We start from the raw sequence: 18,673 nt of genomic DNA on the forward strand, positions 1-18,673 counted from the left end.
TCGGTTTAGATGCTAAGACCGGGGCTTCGTCCCGAGTCGAACAAGACAGGAACAAACGCGCCAGCTGCGCGTTCAAATCGGGGGCGATTGTGATGGATTTTCGGGAAACGGAACGGGTGGAGACGAGCGACGTGGCGACGATGGAACTGACGAAAAACGAAGCGCCGGTCGCAAACGAATCGGTCGCCGATTCGGCTCCGGCCGCCAAGCTCAATGATAGCGGCGAAGCGAAAGTCCACGCGCGCCGATTCGACGTCGTCACCGACCGCAGCCGCGACGCGCTCCTCACCGACTTCGGCAAGGAAACGCTAGAGGACCGCTATCTTCTGCCCGGCGAATCATACCAGGATCTCTTCGCGCGCGTCGCGTCGGCCTATGCCGACGATCAGGAGCATGCCCAGCGGCTCTATGATTATATCAGCCGCCTGTGGTTCATGCCCGCGACCCCCGTGCTATCGAACGGCGGCACCGGCCGCGGCCTGCCGATCAGCTGCTACCTCAACTCGGTCCCCGACAGCCTTGAGGGCATTGTCGAGACGTGGAACGAGAATGTCTGGCTCGCCAGCCGCGGCGGCGGCATCGGCACCTATTGGGGCAGCGTGCGCGGCATCGGCGAACCCGTCGGCCTCAACGGCAAGACCAGCGGCATCATCCCCTTCGTCCGCGTGATGGACAGCCTGACCCTCGCAATCTCGCAGGGCAGCCTGCGCCGCGGCTCGGCCGCCTGCTATCTCGACATCAGCCACCCGGAGATTGAGGAGTTCCTCGAAATCCGCAAACCCTCGGGCGACTTCAACCGCAAGGCATTGAACCTCCACCACGGCGTACTGATCACCGACGAGTTCATGGAAGCGGTCCGCGACGGCCGCGAATTCAACCTCCGCTCGCCCAAGGACCAGAGCGTCCGCGGCGCCGTCGACGCGCGCAGCCTGTTCCAGAAGCTCGTCGAAACGCGCCTCGCGACCGGCGAGCCCTACATCATCTTCATCGACCAGGTGAACCGCATGATGCCGAAGCATCACCGCGACCTGGGGCTGAAGGTCACCACCTCGAACCTGTGCAGCGAGATCACCCTCCCCACCGGCCGCGACCATCTCGGCAACGATCGCACCGCAGTCTGCTGCCTCTCGTCGCTCAACCTCGAAACCTGGGACGAGTGGAACGGTGACAAGATGTTCATCGAGGATGTCATGCGCATGCTCGACAATGTCCTTCAGGACTATATCGACCGCGCCCCGCCCGAAATGGCGCGCGCCAAATACAGCGCCAGCCGCGAACGCTCGGTCGGCCTTGGCGTCATGGGCTTCCACAGCTTCCTCCAGGCGCGCGGCCTGCCGTTCGAGGGCGCGATGGCGAAATCGTCGAACCTGCGCGTCTTCAAGCATATCCGCGCCCAGGTCGATCAGGCGTCAATGCTGCTCGCCAAGGAACGCGGCCCCTGCCCCGACGCCGCCGATCAGGGCGTGATGGAACGCTTCAGCTGCAAGATGGCGATCGCGCCGACCGCGTCGATCAGCATCATCTGCGGCGGCACCAGCGCGTGCATCGAGCCGATCCCGGCGAACATCTACACCCACAAGACGCTCTCGGGCAGCTTCTCGATCCGCAACCCGCACCTCGAAGCCCTCCTCGTCGACAAGGCGAAGAACAGCGACAATATCTGGAACTCGATCCTCGAAAAGGGCGGCAGCGTCCAGCACCTCGACTTCCTGACGCAGGACGAGAAGGACTGCTACAAGACCAGCTTCGAGATCGACCAGCGCTGGCTGCTCGAACTCGCCGCCGATCGCACGCCCTATATCGACCAGGCCGCGTCGCTGAACCTGTTCATCCCGGCGGACGTCGAGAAATGGGATCTGCTGATGCTCCATTATCGCGCGTGGGAACTCGGCATCAAATCGCTCTATTACCTCCGCTCGAAATCGGTCCAGCGCGCCGGCTTCGCGGGCGGGGTCGAGGCCGACAACACCGCCGAAGCGCCGGTGTATCAGCTGGAGAGCACCGATTACGACGAGTGTCTGGCCTGTCAGTGAGGACCAGCCGATGAACAAGAACGCCGGCTGCACGCTCGCCGCCATTGGGGCCACAGTCGTTTTTCTGCTGGTCGTGCTGATCGGATACCCGCAGTACCGCGTCTATTCGCAGCGCCTGTCGGGCGAAGCCGCGCTGGCCGAGGCGCAATCGTCGCGGCAGGTCGCAATCCTTGAGGCGCGCGCCAAAAAGGAAAGCGCCATCTCGCTGGCCGAGGCCGAGGTCATCCGCGCCAAGGGAGCGGCCGAAGCCAATCAGATTTTGCAGAACAGCCTCGGCGGCCCCGAAGGCTATCTGCGCTACCTGCAAATTCAGGCGCTCGAATCGTCGCGCGCCTCGCTGATCTATGTTCCGACCGAGGGCGGCCTTCCCGTTACCGAAGCCCGCCGCCTCGCACCGCAATAACCGCTACACCCAAGGAAGCCCGCCATGCCGTTGTTAGAAGCCCGCAACACCTACAAGCCCTTCGAATACCCCTGGGCGTTCGATTTCTGGAAGCGCCAGCAGCAGATCCACTGGGTTCCCGAGGAAGTGCCGCTGGGCGAGGATTGCCGCGACTGGGCGCAAAAGATCAGCGACCATGAACGCAATCTGCTCACCCAGATTTTCCGCTTCTTCACCCAGGCCGATATCGAGGTGCAGGATTGCTACCACGACAAATATGGCCGCGTGTTCAAGCCGACCGAAATCAAGATGATGCTGACCGCGTTCAGCAACATGGAAACCGTGCACATCGCGGCGTACAGCCACCTGCTCGACACCATCGGCATGCCCGAAAGCGAATATGGCATGTTCCTCGAATATGACGAGATGCGCGCCAAGCATGATTATATGCAGCAGTTCGGCGTCGACAATGACGAGGATATCGCGCGCACCCTCGCGATGTTCGGCGGCTTTACCGAGGGGCTCCAGCTCTTCGCCAGCTTCGCGATGCTGATGAACTTCCCGCGCTTCAACAAGATGAAGGGCATGGGCCAGATCGTCAGCTGGTCGATCCGCGACGAAAGCCTGCATTGCGAAGGCATCATCAAGCTGTTCCACACCTTCACCAAGGAACGCGACTGCCTGACCAAGGCGGTGAAGGAAGACATCATCGACACCTGCCAGAAAACGGTGCGGCTCGAGGATGCGTTCATCGACCTGGCGTTCGAACAGGGGCCAGTCCCCGGCATGACGCCCAAGGAAATCAAGCGCTACATCCGCTACATCGCCGACTGGCGCCTCGGCCAGCTGGGGTTCCAGCCGATCTACATGATCGACGAACACCCCCTCCCCTGGCTCGCCCCGCTGCTCAACGGCGTCGAGCACGCCAACTTCTTCGAAACGCGCGCCACCGAATACAGCAAGGGCGCGACCCGCGGCGAGTGGAACAATGTCTGGTCCAGCTTCGACAACCGCAAGAAGGCCAAGGCGAATGACGACACCGCCCCGGTGATCACCGCCGAAACCGACGGCGAAGACATGTTCGCCAAGGCGGGGATCGCCGCCGAGTAAACGCCCATCACAACCCCTCCCGCTTGCGGGAGGGGCACGAGACTTGGTGGCTATGCCACCTAAGTCGCAGCGGGGAGGGCAACAACACCACCCCACGCCCCAGAACAAGAAGTCAGAAGAAAACCCAATGACCGAAGAGAAAAAACCTAAACTCCTCATCCTCAGCCAGCCGCAGCGTTCGACGCTCGAAGGCCTGTCGAACCGCCGCCCCCAACTCCCCACCGACCCGATCCGCGACGAACTCGTCACGCTGGGTCTGGTCGTCAAGCAGGGCGCCAAATGGGCCCTGACCCCGCAGGGCAAGAAGGTACTGGCGGCGAGCTCGAACCGCCGCAATGCGGGCGGGTTTTCGGTTTGATTAGATTGACGACGTAAAAATCTTTCGCGTCATAACACCGACAAGAATGAGGGGTGACGTCTGACGATGAGGCCGATGCACCGACCCAGTGTAACTCGACGCATAAAGTCGCGTTCCGAGGCAGGAGATCTGCTCCAATCACCCGTTACGTTCTCGAAGATTAACATTTCAGACGCAGTTTCCGCAGCTTGCCAGCTAGCTTTGTTGCTGTTGGCGATATGGGGAATATTTTTTTCTGAAACCGGAGACCGGCTGATAAATGCGCTCCGGGCGGACATCGTAGATGCCAAAGGGGAACTATCAGTTGTTCGAGGACAACGTGTATCAGCCGAAAATCAACTAGCGGATCAGCAAAAGGAAATTTTTTCCAATCAGGCATCTTTGCTAGAAAGCAGCGTACAACTTGCGCTTTTAGAACAGCAGAAAATTCAGGTCTTTCGCGAACTAGAAGTATCGAATTTGGCCTTAAAAGATGAAAAAATGAAAGCTTCCATCATGAAGGCTTCATTGGATGTTACGATACCAACCAGGAAGAGACTAACTTGTTCAAGCACGCTCTCGCATGCTGAAAGAATGTCGACCATAATTAGCCTGATGGGAATTTTGTCAAATTATAGATATGAAAGGTTTCTTATAGAGACAAGCTCTAACGATGACAAAACTTGGTCAGACACCCTGCACAGATTTAAGCAATGGTCGTCCTCAAGCAACCGCGACAATACGTATATAAAATCGGCTGATAGTCGAGTTGAAACTGACATGGAAACTCAGTCAGAATTCAACGGATACGCCGAGGAAACACGACGTTATATGCGCAACAAGATCATTCCCGCTGGAAAAAAACTTGAAATAGAGACCCATTTTCCTTTTAGGGAATCAAGCAAAAATTACCAAAACATTGAAAAATACAATCCTTGGACTTCCATATCAAATACAATATCGAGAGATGAGCTAGCTCAGATTGACCCATCATACAAAAAGTGGATATCCAATTTGGAGAATATATTTCAAGATGAAAAGTTCTCTTTAGATTTTGATTTCCCGATTGAAACTCCCTCCGATCTAAGCAGGTCAGACATTATGTTGATCGGCTCGAGAATGGAATCTTGGCTATATGCTTCTGATAGAATTATTGAAAAATCTAAACCTGTTTGTGGCTAATTAGGTTAGCAGTTTAAGCTTAGCATGACGACCCGAACAGCAGCCTCCAGTCCGGCCCAATCTTCGCCACCCTGGACTTGATCCGGGGTCCATCGCCGCCCTAGCCTCCACCCCATGCACGCCGACTTCCAGCCCTGCGCCTATATCATGGCCAGCGCCCGCCACGGCACGCTCTACACCGGCGTCACCTCGCACCTGATCCAGCGCATCGTCCACCACCGCGACGGCAGCTTCGACGGCTTCACCAAACGCTATGGCGTCAAAACGCTCGTCTGGTTCGAACTCGCCGGGACGATGCACGCCGCGATCACGCGCGAGAAGCAGATCAAGAATTGGCAGCGCAAGTGGAAGATCGACCTGATCGAGGCGGCTAACCCGGACTGGCGCGACTTGGCGGAGGAATTGGGGTTGCCGCCGTTGGGTGGGTGACGTCCGCAACCGCACCTACCCGCGTCATCCCGCACCTCCCCCTCATTCGTCATGCCGGACTTGATCCGGCATCCATGCCAGCGGCGCCGAATGGACCCCGGATCAAGTCCGGGGTGACGAAAGAGGGGCGGCGCTTCTTTTCTTCGCGCCTGCGCGTGAAACCCAATCCTTGCCGCCCCACACCCGCCCAAATCCTATTTCGCACACCCCACCCCAAAAACCCCTGTCCTACATTATTCCCATGTGCTCCAAACTGACAGATGAGCCACATCGCCCCCATCCCCGCGCCCGACGCGGCCCTCGCCCCCACTCCCGAAACCTCCCCCGCGCTCGACGCGCACGGCCACGACCCCGCCGCTTATAACTGGGTGCCAGTGCTGAAGAAACGCCGCAAGGATGGCTGGTCGCCCGACAAGCAGCGCGCCTTTGTCGAGGCGCTGGCCGACAGCGGCTCGGTCGCCACCGCGGCGCAGCGCGTCGGCATGTCCGAATCCTCCGCTTATCGCCTGCGCCGGTCGCCCGGTGCCGAGGCATTCGATCGCGCCTGGTCCGCCGCGATCGATGCGGCGGCGAAGAAACTGCTCGACGCCGCGTTCGAACGTGCGCTCGTGGGCAGCGACGAGCCGGTGTTCGACCGCGACGGCAACCGCGTCGGCCGCCGCCTGCGGCAAAGCGACCGCTTGCTGATGTTCCTGATCCGCGCCTATGGCCCCGACCGCTTCCGTGAGGGCGCCGCGGCGCATGTCGCCGCCACGACCCCGGTCGCCGAAGCGCTGGTCCACCTCCACCCCGAACCGCCCGCCGCGCCCGCCGCGCTGATGGCGCCCGACGATCTCGCGGTGGCGCTCGAGGTTGCCGATCTGTGCGACGGCGATCTGCCGCGCTGGTATCGCGACGATGCGGACACGGCGCTCGTACCCCCCGCCACCCCGCCCGTGGTGGCGGCGTGGGATGAGGCTGAACTTCGCTGAACTTTGACCAGCGCGCCGCGCCGTCGGGCTGAACTTTGCTGAACTTTGGGGCGCACCCGGCCTAATTCAGCACCGATCCGCTGGGAAACCCGCGCAATCCCGCGACCGCAAACATCACCCCGCCGCGCACCGCCTCGGGCGCGTCCTCGAGCAAATACAGCTTCACCAGCTCGCGCGTCACCTCGCTGTCGTCGTCGACGACCAGCCGCAGCGACGCGATGCCCAGTTCGCTGCGCGCGATCACCACGTCGCGGATCAGCGGCAACGGCCAGCTTTCGCGCGCGCCGCGGTACAGCCGCGCGCCGTCGTGCCAGATAAAGGCGTCGCGCCGCCGCCAGGCGCGGTGAAAGGCGGCAAAGCCCAGCACCGCCAGCAGGATGCCGGCGCTCACCAGCAGGTTGCCGAACAGGATCGCGCGCAGCATCGCCGCCGCGCCGTCGCTCCAAACCGGCACCGCCTGCCACGCGATCAGCGCCGCGGCGGCCAGCGCGCACAGCAATTGCCCGGCGAGCAGCGGCTTTGCCTTCAGCCGCCCGATCACGATCATCCTGTGGTTCTGCCCCGCCATCGCCGCGCCTATAGGCACAGCGGCGGCGCGGCGCCAGTCGCGATCGCAGCGCCGCCTATCGGCAGCGCGGATGGGTGCCGATGTCGCGGATGTCGTAAACGCGTCCGTCGGCGACCGTCATCTGGACGCACTGGCGGCTCGCGCGGCGGTTCCACACGCTATACGCGGTGTTGCCCGATTTGAAGCTGTCGACATTGCTGAACCCGCGGCTGCGCATCGCTTCGTCGGCGCTCGACGCGCGCGCGCCATTGAGGTCCATAAACTGTCCGACCTCGGCATAACCGCCGCCACCATAGTGATGGCCCAGGTTCGAACTGCGCTCGTTCACGCCGGCCTGATACCCGCTCGAATAGGCGTCGGACCGGCCATAATTATGGTAGGGCGCATTATACAGGCCGTCGCGGTAACCGCGGTCGAACTCGCCCGTCCCCTGCTGGTCATAGTCCTTGTCCTTGTGGTGCTTCTTGCTCGCGAGCGCCGCGATCAGGGCGATCCCGGCGACCGCCGCGACCGCGGCACCGGCATTGTCGCCGCCGCCACCTTGGTTGCAATCGGACCGCGACGCGGTCTCGACCGACTGGTACCGGCCGTCCCACGTCACGACATGCGCGCACTGCTTGTTGTCGCGGTTCCACCAATAGCTATGCTTGCGGTCGCCGTCGTTGTGCGTTTCGATATGCGTATAGCCGCGCATTTCCAGCTGTGTTTCGCCGCCGGCACCACGCGCGCCGACCAGGTCCTGCAACCCCGGCACCTGTTTCGCCAGCACCGGCGTCGCCAGCATCGACGCCGCCACCAGCGCCGCGATGGACTTCATCGAAAAATGCTTCAAGTTCTTTCCCCTGCTGCATTGTCACATGGGGGATGGCGCGGCGATTTTCGCCTGTCGCGCAGCCCGGACGACCCGATCGGCGACGCCGCCCGGCGCCAGTCCGATTACGGCATGCTTATAGCGCACGACGCGGCTGGAGTCTTGGGCGCCGTGCAAATTGCCGACGCGACGGCGGGGTCAGTTGCTGGCCGTTCCCGGGAACGCGGGCCCGACGGTAACGTCAATCGCGGTCTCGGCGCCCGTCGGGATCACCGTTCGCCCGAACCACACATAACGCGCGGTTGGCTGGACCAGGTCGCGGTCGTATCGCGCGGTCACCGGCGCGGCGTCATAACCCATCCAGATCAGCGTCGCGGGCAGGATCTGGCTTGCCGAATGGCCGTGACGCCGCGCCGCGGCATAGCGCGCCGCGAGCGGATCGGACAGGAACGCCAGCAACGGCACCCGAAACTCGTCGGCCACCGCCTCGCGGCTGCAATGCGGCAGCGCCCCGGGGGTCAGGTTCTGGCCATGATCCGACGTATAGACGATCGCAACGTCGCCGCGATCGACCCCGGCGAGCAACCGCGCGAAAAACGCCCGCTTCGACCAGCGCAGCGCGGCGTCATATTGCACCGCGACCGGCGCATCCGCCGCCACCGCGCCCTTCGGATAATGGTCGCGATACTGGAAATGCACCCCGCGCAGCACCGCATAGGTAAAGCTCTTGCCGCCGCGCTTCAGCTGCGCGTTCAGCACTTCGGCGATCTTCAGGTCGGTGTCGATGCCGCCGACCATCGAACGATAATCATCGATCAATGCGCGTTCGGGCGGCAGCAACAGATTCTGCGGCGCCCCCGCGGTCTGTCCGTCGATCAGCGTCGTGCGGTAACCGGCGCGCTTGGCATAGCCCCAGATCGACGGCGTCGCGCGCAGATCACTCGCCGCCGACACGCGCCGCACATTGACCCCCGACCGCAGCGCGACCTGCGCCGGGGCGCTGCAATGTCCCAGCGCTGCGGCGACGCCAAAGTCGTTGTGCGGCACCTGGGCCAGAGTCGGTGCGATCAGCCGCTGGAACGGGTCCGCAGCGACGCTCTCGTCGATCACCCAGACGATATGCCGCGGGGCTGGCGCGCCGGGATCGCGCGCCACGGCGACCGCGGCGCGCGGCGGCGGCGACGGCGCGGTCAGCAGATCCCAGCCCAGTCCATACAGGCTGCGCTCGGCGGCTTCGGGAAATGCTGCGCTGTGACGATAGATCGGGCTCGGCGCGATCAGCAGGATCAGCAGCGCCGCCGCAATCCCCTTGCTCCACGGCAGCGGCGGCCCTTGCCGCGCCACCGCACGCGCCGCAACGAAAAACGCCAGCGCTGCGGCGACCTGCGCGCCAACGAACAGGAATTCGCTGCCGAATTCGCCCGCCGCGTTGCCCAGCTGGCGCAGCTCGGCGATCATCCATGCCAGCGACCCGCCGTCGACCAGTTCTGGAACGATCTGGCTATACCCGATGTTGATCAGGATCGATGCGCCCGCCAGCGCGATCAGCACCGCGCCCCAGCGGCGCGGCATCAGAATCAGCGCCGCGCAGAAGATAGCGGCCTGGAACGCCATGAACAGCAGGGCGGTCATCGCGCCCGCGCCATCGCCCGCCGCGTATCGATACAAGATGCCGTGGGTCAGCTGGAACCGGTTCGCGATGCCATAACCGATCGCGAACAACAGCAGCGCGGCCGCCAATTGCCCCAGCCCGGCGCGTCCGCCGCGCGATCCCCCGTCCGCTCGCCCCATCATCGCGCCAGCCTAGCCGCAACGCCTTGGGAAATCACCAATCACCGTAATCATCAATCGTCAAACGATCGCGGCGGGCATGAAATTGGCCCGCGGCGAGGGGGCAGACGCGGGCCAGTTTCAGCGTCGGGGCGCCCGATTGCGCCGCCGCCCTCTGTTATCTCAATCAGCTATTACGGGCGGGTATCTCCTGCCGCGCTATTCAGCCTCTTCGAACAGGTCGACCGCGGTGGCACCGGTCGCCGACAGGCGGATCGTGTCACCCTCGACCGCAGCAACCAGCCCGGCGGGCAGATAATGATGCTTGCCGTCCCCGCTGTCGCCTTTGGTCAGCTTGATGCGTTCGCCGTCGAGATGATCGACAGTGCCGACATGGACGCCGTCGGCGCCGATGACATCCATATGTTCCTTGATCGCGCTATGGTCATGCTCAGCCATCGTCATTCTCCTTGCCATGCTGCGGACGGGGGTCCGCCGGGGCCGTGCTGCGGAGGGGGGCCGCGAGGGGCACCCACATCATACGCCGGATCGGGGCGTTCGATCCAGCGCCACTCGATCATCTCCGACGAGCCGCCCGAAAGCCGCGCCCGCTTCCGCGTGCCGAACCATGCGCTCGCTAAGACGCGCCGCGCGGTTCGTCGTCTTCAATGCCGCCAGGGCCAAGTTCGCCGTCCTCGTCGTCGTCGCTACGTTCGCCGCGATAGGCGTCCATATCGATCCGGCCCGATCGTTCCATCTGGTTCATATGATCGACCAGATCCTGCACATCGTCACTCGCTTCGCCTGAGCCGACCTTGGTGCTGTCGGCCAGCGGGCGCTCGTGCCGCGCCGCGGCGGCGACGGTTTGCGCCTGGGCGTCCTCGTCATCCTGCTCGCGGTTGGTCGCTTCGGGGGCTTCGGTATCGGGCTTGCGCGGGCTATCGGTCATGATCGGCTCCTTGAAAGAGGGACGATCGAAAACGCCCCGCCGCCCCGACATGTTCCATGGCCGACCCGGCCAACCGCTAAGCCGTGGCGGCCGCCAGCACCTTGTTTTCAATGACGCGAATAAACACCTCAGGATCCTGCGCCCCCGGCACCAGCATCCGCCCGCCGAGGATGAAGGCAGGCACGCCGGTAATGTCCTGGTCGGCCCAATACGCCTCTTCGGTGCGCACCATCTCGCCAAACTCGCCCGATGCCAGGATCGCCGCGGCGCGCCCTGGGTCGAGGCCGACCGACGCAGCGACATCGGTCAACACGGCATGATCGCTGACATCGCGGTTGTCGGTGAAATGCGCCGCGAACAGCGCGAGCTTGAGCGCCGTCTGGACCCCGGTCGCGGCCGCTTGCTCGGCGTCCTCCAACGCTCCCGCCCAAGTCAGCAGCCGGTGCGCGTCGAAACTGTTCCGCATCCGGAAACCGGGACCGCTGTTGAATGTAAAGCCCAGATCGGCGGCGACCGCTGCCATCCTGCCGCTATTCGCGCGGCTCTGTTCGGCGGTGATGCCATATTTGCGCATGACATGCTCCGCCGCATCCTCACCCTCGGGCGGCATGGCGGGGTTAAGTTCGAACGGATGCCACTGGACGCGGAAATCGAGGCGACCGTCGAAATGGGCCATCGCCGTCTCGAACTTCAGCCAGCCGATGATGCACCATGGGCACATCACGTCGGACACAATATCGACGCTCAGCCGCGGCACGCTTGGTTCGGTCAATGAAAGCCTCCTTGCCCGCGCTCAATCGGTCGACCGGCGATCCTTGCCCGTCCGCCGGTCGGCGGTGCGACGGTCGGGGCCCTTATATCCGGGATCATCGGCGACGCGGCGATCGGTCGATCGCCGGTCCGAGCGTGCCCGCTTGTCATCTTCGGCTGCCATACACCCCCCTCACGGGAAAAGACGCGACCCAGTGCGCAGTAGCTCACAAAATGACTGGAAAGACAATAAGGGTGCCGCGTCTGGCGCCAGAACCTGGGCCTTTGGCGCCGCGTTATCCGACAATATGGTCAGGGCCGCCGGCACTTGTCACCGGCTCAAGCACGGCCGAAGGCCGCGACAGCGCCCACCAGCTGGCGAGCATCAGCACGACGGTCAACGCCTCGGCAATCATGCCTTGGATGATGGCCCAATTGGTCGGGTCGCCCAAGCCGATGCCGATCAGCCGACCCGCAAGTGCGGTGCCAAACAGTGCGGCCGGGACCAGCAGTGCGCGGGTCCACGACGGCAAAAGCGCGCCAATCGCAGCGGCGCCGGACGCGACCAGGAAAAAGGCCGACAGGTCCGCGCGCAGCGTATTGATCGCAACCCCAGTGATCGCAAATTTGAACGTTTCGGAATAACTCGCCGGATCAAGCAGCCCACGCAGACCGACGATCGCGAAAAAGGCAGCCCACAACAGCACTGCACCGCGCCATACCCAATTGGTCATCATCGTCTCCCCATGGTTAAGTTTCACGCTGAACCAACAGGCAGAAATGTCAATGGTTGCACCCATTTATGCTGTGTCGGCGGCAAATGTCTGTTCAATCCAGCCGCCACCAAGCACCCGGCTTGCGTCCGCGGCGTCGTACAGCACCGCCGCCTGCCCAGGCGCAACGCCATATTCCGGCGCCGCGAAGATCAGCCGCTCGCCCGCCACGCGTGCCGCCACCGGCCGCGCCATGCTTCGCACCTTGGCCAGCACCTCGCGGCCATCGACCGCGCCCAGCCAGTTCGCTTCGCCCAACCGCGCCCCCGCCACCGCCAGCGCGCGGCGCGGCCCGACGATCACCTGCTTGGCGACGGCGTCGAGGCGCACGACATACAACGGCTCGGCCTGACCGCCGATCTCGATCCCGCGGCGCTGGCCGACGGTGTAGTGAATCAATCCCTTGTGCGCCCCCAGCACCGTGCCGTCGACATGGACAATCTCACCCTGATCGTCGGCTTCGGGACGCAGCTTGCGGACGAGCGTCGCATAATCGCCATCGGGAACGAAGCAGATGTCCTGGCTGTCGGGTTTCGCCGCGACGCCCAGCCCCAGGTCGCGCGCGATCTCGCGCACCACGCTCTTTTCCAGGCCGCCCAAGGGAAAGCGCAGAAAATCGAGCTGTTCCTGCGTCGTCGCGAACAGAAAATAGCTTTGATCGCGCGCCGGATCGACCGCGCGGTGCAGCTCGGCGCCGGTCGGCCCGATCATGCGCCGGACATAATGGCCGGTTGCCAGGCAATCGGCGCCCAGTTCCTTGGCCAACGCAAACAGGTCGGTGAATTTGACTCCCATATTACAACGCACGCAGGGAATCGGCGTCCGACCGTTCAGATACTCGTCGGCAAACTGATCGATCACTGTGTCGCGAAAGCGGCTTTCATGGTCATAGACATGATGCGCGAAGCCGAGCCGATCGGCGACTGCACGCGCGTCCTTTATGTCCTGCCCGGCGCAGCACGCGCCGACGCGCTTCGCCTTGGCACCATGATCGTAAAGTTGCAGCGTCACGCCGATCACTTCGGCGCCTGATTGCGCCGCCAGCGCAGCGACCACGCTCGAATCGACTCCGCCCGACATCGCGACGACGATTCGCCGATCCTTGAGCGGCGCGGCGAGCTGAAAGTCGACTTGGGCAAGCCCGGCAGGAGAAATCATCGTCGTCATGATCGGCGCCATCTAGGGACGCAGCGGCAAAAATACCAGCTTTTCCGCCATAACTGTCAAGATATTGACGGGGATTAAGGTTCGCTAACAAGCCATGAAATGAGCATTTACGTGACCTTAGGCGGTCTGCGCTAGACCGGCAGCATGAATGTCTCCCCGACCGAATTTCCGCGCCTGGCCGGTGCGGCCAGACTGTCGAAGCCCGGCTTTGATATCGTCTTGGCCGTATCCAGCGCGCGCCAAGCGGCGCAGCCGACCGTTCGTTTGCTGCGTGCGCAAACGACTCGCCACGTGCACGCGGCAACGCTTAACGCGTTGCAGCGGATGTTGAGCGGAATGCGCCGCGCGCCGGAACAAAATGCACCGCGCGTCGTTCGTTTCTTCGCCCTGTCGGACGATACGAACGCCCTGCCCGAAACTATGAACAGCCTGTTTACCAGAGGATTTCAGCCGATGTTGAACCCCTCTGATGTAGAGAAGAATGCGTCGGACAAATCCCCCCCCGACGTCGAAACCATGGAATGAATATGATCGAGAATCAGAAAATCCGGCCGGCACAGGTCATTGGCCCCTTGGGCGAGCCGCTGACGATCGACTCGCTGCCGCCGCCGTCGACGACCCGCTGGGTCGTGCGCCGCAAGGCCGAAGTCGTCGCTGCGGTCAACGGCGGTCTATTGACCGTCGATGAAGTGTGCGAACGTTATGGGCTGACCCTCGAGGAATTTGCCGGCTGGCAGCGATCGATCGATCGCAGCGGCATGCCGGGGCTGCGTGTCACGCGCATCCAGCACTATCGCGATCTGTATGAGCGCCAACAACGCTTTTGATCGTCGTCGGACCGGGATCATTGAAAAAGGGCGCCCTAGGCGCCCTTTTTTATGTCGCACGCGCCATCGGCCTGTCGGAATCGCAAGACTTTTTGCGCTTTGGCATTTTTGTTGCAACCCTATTGTTCACCCCGCGTTAAGCCCCGGAGTCAACTTTGGGAGTCACTCGATATGCGTAAAATGTTCGTTACCCTCGCCGCCACCTCTGCTCTCGCTCTTGGCGCTTGCCAGAGCCCGGCCGCCGACAAGGTCGAAGATCAGGCCGAAGCACAGGCCGAAGTCATCGACGAACAGGCCGATGCCATGCCCGAGGGCCCGGCGAAGGAAGCCATGGAAAACAAGGCCGACGTCGTCGAGGAAATGGGTGAAGAAAAGGCCAATGCCATGGACGACAATGGCGAGATCGCCCCGTCGGAAACCGGCGTTGGTGATACGCAGACGAAATAAGCGCTGCCTTCCCTAACAGGCAGAGCGAAGGGCGCCGGAACCAGATTCCGGCGCCCTTTCTCATGCTTGAATTTTTCTCCGCGATCCAGGGTCGAAAGTGACGCGCGTCACCACAATATCATTTGGCCTGCGATAAGGGGGCTGCGTGGACGGAAACGCTTCGGCGCTCGCCCGCAGCCTACCTTCCCGCCGCCGGTAGCGACCCCCGGCGGCGGGAGGGACTAGACCATGCTCGTCGGTCCGCCTTCAAGCGCGCGCAACACATCCTGAACCCCCGGCGCATCGGCGTCGGCCCGCAGTGCGGAGATTCCCGCCGCGACGTCGAGTCGATATTCGGCAACCCCTGCCGACTCTCCGGTCCATGCCGCATCAAGCGACTTCACCAACCGCTTCGCAGCGGCGTTCTCCGACAAGATATGAACGTCGAGCACCGCCAGCCCGGCGGCCAAACAGTTAACCAGCAAGGCCGCGGTCATCATCCGCGCCAGCCCTTGCCCCTGAAATTCGTCGACGACGGCAACCGAAAACTCGCCTACGGGCCCGCCGCCGCGATACCGCACGGCATGAACGGCGCCGATCGCCGGCTGCCCTTCGCACTGGGTGCAGATCGCGCCCCAGGCGATGTGGTCGTGGCCATCGACGTCGACCAGCCGCTCGATCACCGCATCCGGTAGCACCGGGACGGGCGAGAAAAACCGCAGATACCGCGACTCCGCCGACAATTTGGCAATTCCGTCGCGCAGCAATTGCTCATCGTCGGGCGTGATCGTGCGCAGGCACACCACGGTCCCATCGTTCAGCGCGCTATGCACGGCGATGTCCTCGATCGCCTTCGCCAGCGTCACCGGTTCCTGTCTTGGCGCCTGCCCGTCCGTCGTGGTCATCACGGCCTCCCAGCCCGGCGACGATAAGCGCCGCGAACGCCGCTGGCAAATCAAGCCGACGCGGCGCCGGACGATCGGTGAGATGTTGAAAGCGGTTGCGGTTGTAAACTTGTAAGATCGGTCCGTTCAAACAGCGTCCGAGAGGTAGCCGATTTCGTGATCCACACGCCGATCGACAGCATGATCGAACAGGCTCCCGTGCTGGAGACGCTCGGCGCGCGGCTGGCGCGGCTGCGCCGGACGCAGGGGTTAAGCAAGACCGACGTCGCCGACCGGCTGGGGATCAGCGTCACCGCGATCTGCCACTGGGAACAGGACCGGTCGCGGCCAAAACCGGCGCGGTTGCAAGCCTTGTCGCAGCTGTTCGGCCTGTCTGCCACCGATCTGCTGAGCCCCGCGGGCACACCGAACAGCCCTAATCTTGCCGACCTGGTCGCGCGTACCCGCGCCGAAATCGCCCGCGTCGCCGGAACCAACCCGTCGAAGGTGCGGATCGTTATCGAGATGTAGGCATCCCCAGCGCCGCCAGGATAGCCGTGCGCTGTTTCGCCCAACTCACACTGTCCGGCGCAATCAGTTCGACATGCCCCTCACCCCGTGTCACCTCCATCGGCACCGTCACGCCGCGGGCGGCCATCGCGGCGCCATAGGCAGCGCCGGTCGCGGGCGGGGTGATGCGGTCGCGGTCGTTGTTGAACTGCATCTCGCGACCGCTGCCCAGCGGCATTTCCGGCGGCGAAGTGCGGGCAAAGTCGCCGCGCGCCATTGCGGCAGGCGCGTCAGCGCCGCAGGCATGGCCGGTGCTGGCAGCCCCGGCGCGCAGATCGGGAAGGCCGCCCTGGCTGACCGCCAGGTCGATCCGGATCGGGTCGGCGCCCCGGAGCGGATCGTCCGCCGCCAGCGCCGGACGCCGCGCCAGCCACAGCGCCAGATGCCCGCCGGCACTATGTCCGATCGCGATCCGCAGCCCGTCGGTCTTCAGCCCGTGCTTTGCGCCCTCCGCGACAAACAAGTCGGCGGCGCGCGCCACGTCGTCATAGGTTCCCGGCATCCCGCCGCCGCGATCGACGCCGCGATATTCGATGTTCCAAACCCCGACGCCATGCGACCGCAGGTCGCCCGCGATCCAGTTCATGATGTCGCGCTCGGCCACGGAAGTCTGCCAGCAGCCGCCGTGGATCATGATCACCGCGGGGTGCGGGCCAGCGCCCTTTGGCACCCAGACATCGACCAGCTGCAACGCATCCTCGCCATAGCGGATCGTCGCATCGGGCGCCGGTTTGGCGCGGGTCAGCAGGTCGGGCCATGTCATGATCGGCTTGTCGCGCACCGCCCGCTCTCCCTTCACCGGTCCGACTGTGGCCGGAGCGCAGGCGGCGAGCAGCAGCGCCAGCCCGGCAACCGCGCTTTTGCCAAGCCCGATCAGGCGTCGTCGCCCATCCGCAGCGCGGCGATGAACGCCTCCTGCGGGATGTTGACGTTGCCATATTCGCGCATCCGCTTTTTGCCCTCTTTCTGCTTTTCGAGCAGCTTCTTCTTGCGGGTCGCGTCGCCGCCATAGCATTTGGCGGTGACGTCCTTGCGCAGCGCGGCGATGGTTTCGCGGGCGATCACCTTGCCGCCGATCGCGGCCTGGATCGGGATCTTGAACATGTGGCGCGGGATCAGGTCTTTCAGCCGCTCGCACATGCCGCGCCCGCGGCTTTCGGCGGTGCCGCGGTGGACGATCATCGACAGCGCGTCGACCGGCTCGTTGTTCACCAGGATGCTCATTTTGACGAGGTCGCCGGGGCGGTGGCCGATCTGGTGATAGTCGAACGACGCGTAGCCACGAGAAATGCTCTTCAAGCGGTCGTAGAAATCGAACACGACTTCGTTGAGCGGCAGTTCATAGGTGATCTGGGCGCGGCCGCCGACGTAGGTCAGGTTCTTCTGCACCCCGCGGCGGTCCTGGCACAGCTTCAGGATCGAGCCGAGATATTCGTCGGGGACGTAAATCACCGCCTCGATCCACGGTTCCTGAATCTCGTCGATGCGGTTGGGGTCGGGCATGTCGGCGGGGTTGTGGAGCTCGATCTCCTTCGCCGCCTCGTTCTTGGTATGACCGAGCTTCAGCTTATAGACCACCGACGGCGCGGTGGTGATCAGGTCGAGGTCATATTCGCGGGTCAGCCGCTCCTGGATGATCTCGAGGTGGAGCAGGCCGAGGAAGCCGCAGCGGAAGCCGAAACCGAGCGCCGCGCTGCTCTCCATCTCGAAGCTGAACGACGCGTCGTTGAGGCGCAGCTTCTGGATGCTCTCGCGCAATTTCTCGAAGTCGTTGGCGTCGGTCGGGAACATGCCGCAGAACACGACCGGCTGGACTTCCTTGAACCCCGGCAGCGCCGCCGCCGCGGGGCGCTTGGCATCGGTTACGGTATCGCCGACGCGCGCCTGTGCGACGTCCTTGATCTGCGCGGTGATGAAGCCGATTTCGCCGGGGCCAAGCTCGGCGAGCTGCTCGATCTTGGGCGTGAAGCAACCGACGCGGTCGATCAGGTGGGTGGTGCCTGCCTGCATGAACTTGATCTGCTGGCCTTTTTTCAGCACCCCGTCGATGACGCGGATCAGGATGACGACGCCGAGATAGGGGTCGTACCAGCTGTCGACGAGCATCGCGGTCAGCGGCGCGTTGGCGTCGCCCTTGGGCGGCGGGATGCGGGTGACGATCGCCTCCAGCGCTTCCTCGATCCCGATCCCCGATTTGGCCGAGGCGAGCACGGCGTTGTCGGCGGGCAGCCCGATGATATCCTCGATCTCGGCCTTCACCTTGTCGACGTCCGCGGCGGGCAGGTCGATCTTGTTGATCACCGGCACGATTTCATGGTCGTGCTCGATCGACTGATAGACGTTGGCCAGCGTCTGCGCCTCGACCCCCTGCGCCGCGTCGACGACCAGCAGCGCGCCCTCGCACGCCGCCAGCGACCGCGACACTTCATAGGCGAAGTCGACATGGCCCGGGGTGTCCATCAGGTTGAGCTCATAGGTCTCGCCATCATGGGCTTTATATTTCAGGCGCACCGTCTGCGCCTTGATGGTGATCCCGCGCTCTTTTTCGATGTCCATATTGTCGAGCACCTGCGCCGACATTTCGCGCGCGGTCAGCCCGCCGGTGAACTGGATCAACCGGTCGGCGAGCGTCGATTTGCCATGATCGATATGCGCGATGATGGAGAAGTTACGGATGTGGGACATGGGCGTGGTCATGCGGGCGCGTTAGCAGGGGAAATGCGCGCTGTCAGCA

At 63.4% G+C, this 18,673-nt stretch carries 23 protein-coding genes; 11 read left to right on the plus strand and 12 right to left on the minus strand.

Annotated features, from left to right (window positions below; all coding sequences use genetic code 11):
• The first annotated feature begins 92 nt into the window (after positions 1-92).
• The 7 genes from J2X44_RS15095 to J2X44_RS15125 all read left to right on the plus strand — a co-directional run bounded on the left by J2X44_RS15095 (position 93) and on the right by J2X44_RS15125 (position 6,444).
• Complete coding sequence (locus J2X44_RS15095; protein ID WP_310085772.1) at positions 93-2,033, plus strand: ribonucleoside-diphosphate reductase subunit alpha; 1,941 nt, start codon at positions 93-95, stop codon at positions 2,031-2,033.
• A 10-nt stretch (positions 2,034-2,043) separates the two neighbouring features.
• A complete protein-coding gene (locus J2X44_RS15100; RefSeq protein ID WP_310085774.1) occupies positions 2,044-2,436 on the plus strand; it encodes a membrane protease subunit in 393 nt (130 codons plus the stop codon).
• Between the two features lie 24 nt (positions 2,437-2,460).
• The gene (locus J2X44_RS15105; RefSeq protein ID WP_310085777.1) at positions 2,461-3,525 is read left to right on the plus strand and encodes a ribonucleotide-diphosphate reductase subunit beta; all 1,065 of its coding nucleotides are present in this window, start codon (positions 2,461-2,463) and stop codon (positions 3,523-3,525) included.
• A 127-nt stretch (positions 3,526-3,652) separates the two neighbouring features.
• Positions 3,653-3,883, plus strand: a complete 231-nt coding sequence (locus tag J2X44_RS15110) for a hypothetical protein (protein WP_310085779.1) — start codon at positions 3,653-3,655, stop codon at positions 3,881-3,883.
• A gap of 210 nt (positions 3,884-4,093) precedes the next feature.
• Positions 4,094-5,044, plus strand: a complete 951-nt coding sequence (locus J2X44_RS15115) for a hypothetical protein (RefSeq protein WP_310249333.1) — start codon at positions 4,094-4,096, stop codon at positions 5,042-5,044.
• A 114-nt stretch (positions 5,045-5,158) separates the two neighbouring features.
• Positions 5,159-5,473 carry a GIY-YIG nuclease family protein gene (locus J2X44_RS15120; RefSeq protein WP_310085784.1) on the plus strand — a complete coding sequence of 105 codons (315 nt, stop codon included), beginning with the start codon at positions 5,159-5,161 and terminating at the stop codon, positions 5,471-5,473.
• A 260-nt stretch (positions 5,474-5,733) separates the two neighbouring features.
• Positions 5,734-6,444 carry a hypothetical protein gene (locus J2X44_RS15125; RefSeq protein WP_310085786.1) on the plus strand — a complete coding sequence of 237 codons (711 nt, stop codon included), beginning with the start codon at positions 5,734-5,736 and terminating at the stop codon, positions 6,442-6,444.
• Between the two features lie 61 nt (positions 6,445-6,505).
• Here J2X44_RS15125 and J2X44_RS15130 read toward each other — a convergent pair whose 3' ends face one another.
• The 9 genes from J2X44_RS15130 to mnmA form a co-directional block, all read right to left on the minus strand.
• Positions 6,506-7,012, minus strand: coding sequence for a hypothetical protein (locus J2X44_RS15130; protein WP_310085790.1), 507 nt, complete (start codon positions 7,010-7,012; stop codon positions 6,506-6,508).
• 55 nt (positions 7,013-7,067) lie between these two features.
• Positions 7,068-7,829 (minus strand): hypothetical protein, encoded by a 762-nt coding sequence (locus J2X44_RS15135; RefSeq protein WP_310085792.1) that lies wholly within the window; start codon positions 7,827-7,829, stop codon positions 7,068-7,070.
• 192 nt (positions 7,830-8,021) lie between these two features.
• On the minus strand, positions 8,022-9,617 hold the full coding sequence (locus J2X44_RS15140; protein ID WP_310085795.1) for a sulfatase-like hydrolase/transferase: 1,596 nt from the start codon (positions 9,615-9,617) through the stop codon (positions 8,022-8,024).
• A gap of 195 nt (positions 9,618-9,812) precedes the next feature.
• Complete coding sequence (locus tag J2X44_RS15145) at positions 9,813-10,052, minus strand: DUF2171 domain-containing protein (RefSeq protein WP_310085797.1); 240 nt, start codon at positions 10,050-10,052, stop codon at positions 9,813-9,815.
• A 178-nt stretch (positions 10,053-10,230) separates the two neighbouring features.
• A complete protein-coding gene (locus J2X44_RS15150) occupies positions 10,231-10,542 on the minus strand; it encodes a hypothetical protein (protein ID WP_310085798.1) in 312 nt (103 codons plus the stop codon).
• Between the two features lie 76 nt (positions 10,543-10,618).
• Positions 10,619-11,314: a DsbA family oxidoreductase gene (locus J2X44_RS15155; RefSeq protein WP_310085800.1), complete on the minus strand. Its 696-nt coding sequence runs from the start codon at positions 11,312-11,314 to the stop codon at positions 10,619-10,621.
• A 21-nt stretch (positions 11,315-11,335) separates the two neighbouring features.
• Positions 11,336-11,476, minus strand: a complete 141-nt coding sequence (locus J2X44_RS15160) for a hypothetical protein (protein WP_310085802.1) — start codon at positions 11,474-11,476, stop codon at positions 11,336-11,338.
• A 112-nt stretch (positions 11,477-11,588) separates the two neighbouring features.
• The gene (locus J2X44_RS15165) at positions 11,589-12,026 is read right to left on the minus strand and encodes a hypothetical protein (RefSeq protein WP_310085804.1); all 438 of its coding nucleotides are present in this window, start codon (positions 12,024-12,026) and stop codon (positions 11,589-11,591) included.
• Between the two features lie 66 nt (positions 12,027-12,092).
• Positions 12,093-13,232: a tRNA 2-thiouridine(34) synthase MnmA gene (mnmA, locus tag J2X44_RS15170; RefSeq protein ID WP_405053376.1), complete on the minus strand. Its 1,140-nt coding sequence runs from the start codon at positions 13,230-13,232 to the stop codon at positions 12,093-12,095.
• Positions 13,233-13,376: 144 nt separating this feature from the next.
• Here mnmA and J2X44_RS15175 point away from each other — a divergent pair, with 144 nt between their 5' ends.
• The 3 genes from J2X44_RS15175 (at position 13,377) to J2X44_RS15185 (ending at position 14,506) form a co-directional block, all read left to right on the plus strand.
• The gene (locus J2X44_RS15175; protein ID WP_310085809.1) at positions 13,377-13,757 is read left to right on the plus strand and encodes a hypothetical protein; all 381 of its coding nucleotides are present in this window, start codon (positions 13,377-13,379) and stop codon (positions 13,755-13,757) included.
• Between the two features lie 2 nt (positions 13,758-13,759).
• Entirely contained in the window at positions 13,760-14,059 is a 300-nt protein-coding gene (locus J2X44_RS15180) for a DUF1153 domain-containing protein (protein WP_137754368.1), read from the plus strand.
• 171 nt (positions 14,060-14,230) lie between these two features.
• Positions 14,231-14,506: a hypothetical protein gene (locus J2X44_RS15185; RefSeq protein ID WP_310085814.1), complete on the plus strand. Its 276-nt coding sequence runs from the start codon at positions 14,231-14,233 to the stop codon at positions 14,504-14,506.
• A 221-nt stretch (positions 14,507-14,727) separates the two neighbouring features.
• Here the strand turns inward: J2X44_RS15185 and J2X44_RS15190 are convergent, their stop codons facing one another.
• On the minus strand, positions 14,728-15,390 hold the full coding sequence (locus tag J2X44_RS15190) for a GNAT family N-acetyltransferase (protein WP_310085817.1): 663 nt from the start codon (positions 15,388-15,390) through the stop codon (positions 14,728-14,730).
• Between the two features lie 156 nt (positions 15,391-15,546).
• Between J2X44_RS15190 and J2X44_RS15195 the strand changes: the two genes are divergently transcribed.
• Positions 15,547-15,900, plus strand: a complete 354-nt coding sequence (locus J2X44_RS15195) for a helix-turn-helix transcriptional regulator (protein ID WP_310085819.1) — start codon at positions 15,547-15,549, stop codon at positions 15,898-15,900.
• Here J2X44_RS15195 and J2X44_RS15200 read toward each other — a convergent pair.
• Both J2X44_RS15200 and lepA read right to left on the minus strand, forming a co-directional pair.
• A complete protein-coding gene (locus J2X44_RS15200) occupies positions 15,887-16,720 on the minus strand; it encodes an alpha/beta hydrolase (RefSeq protein WP_310085822.1) in 834 nt (277 codons plus the stop codon). The genes J2X44_RS15195 and J2X44_RS15200 overlap by 14 nt on opposite strands.
• Positions 16,721-16,812: 92 nt before the next feature.
• Entirely contained in the window at positions 16,813-18,636 is a 1,824-nt protein-coding gene (lepA, locus tag J2X44_RS15205) for a translation elongation factor 4 (protein WP_310085825.1), read from the minus strand.
• Positions 18,637-18,673 lie beyond the last annotated feature (37 nt).

The organism is Sphingopyxis sp. BE259, assembly GCF_031457495.1.
GTDB lineage: Bacteria > Pseudomonadota > Alphaproteobacteria > Sphingomonadales > Sphingomonadaceae > Sphingopyxis.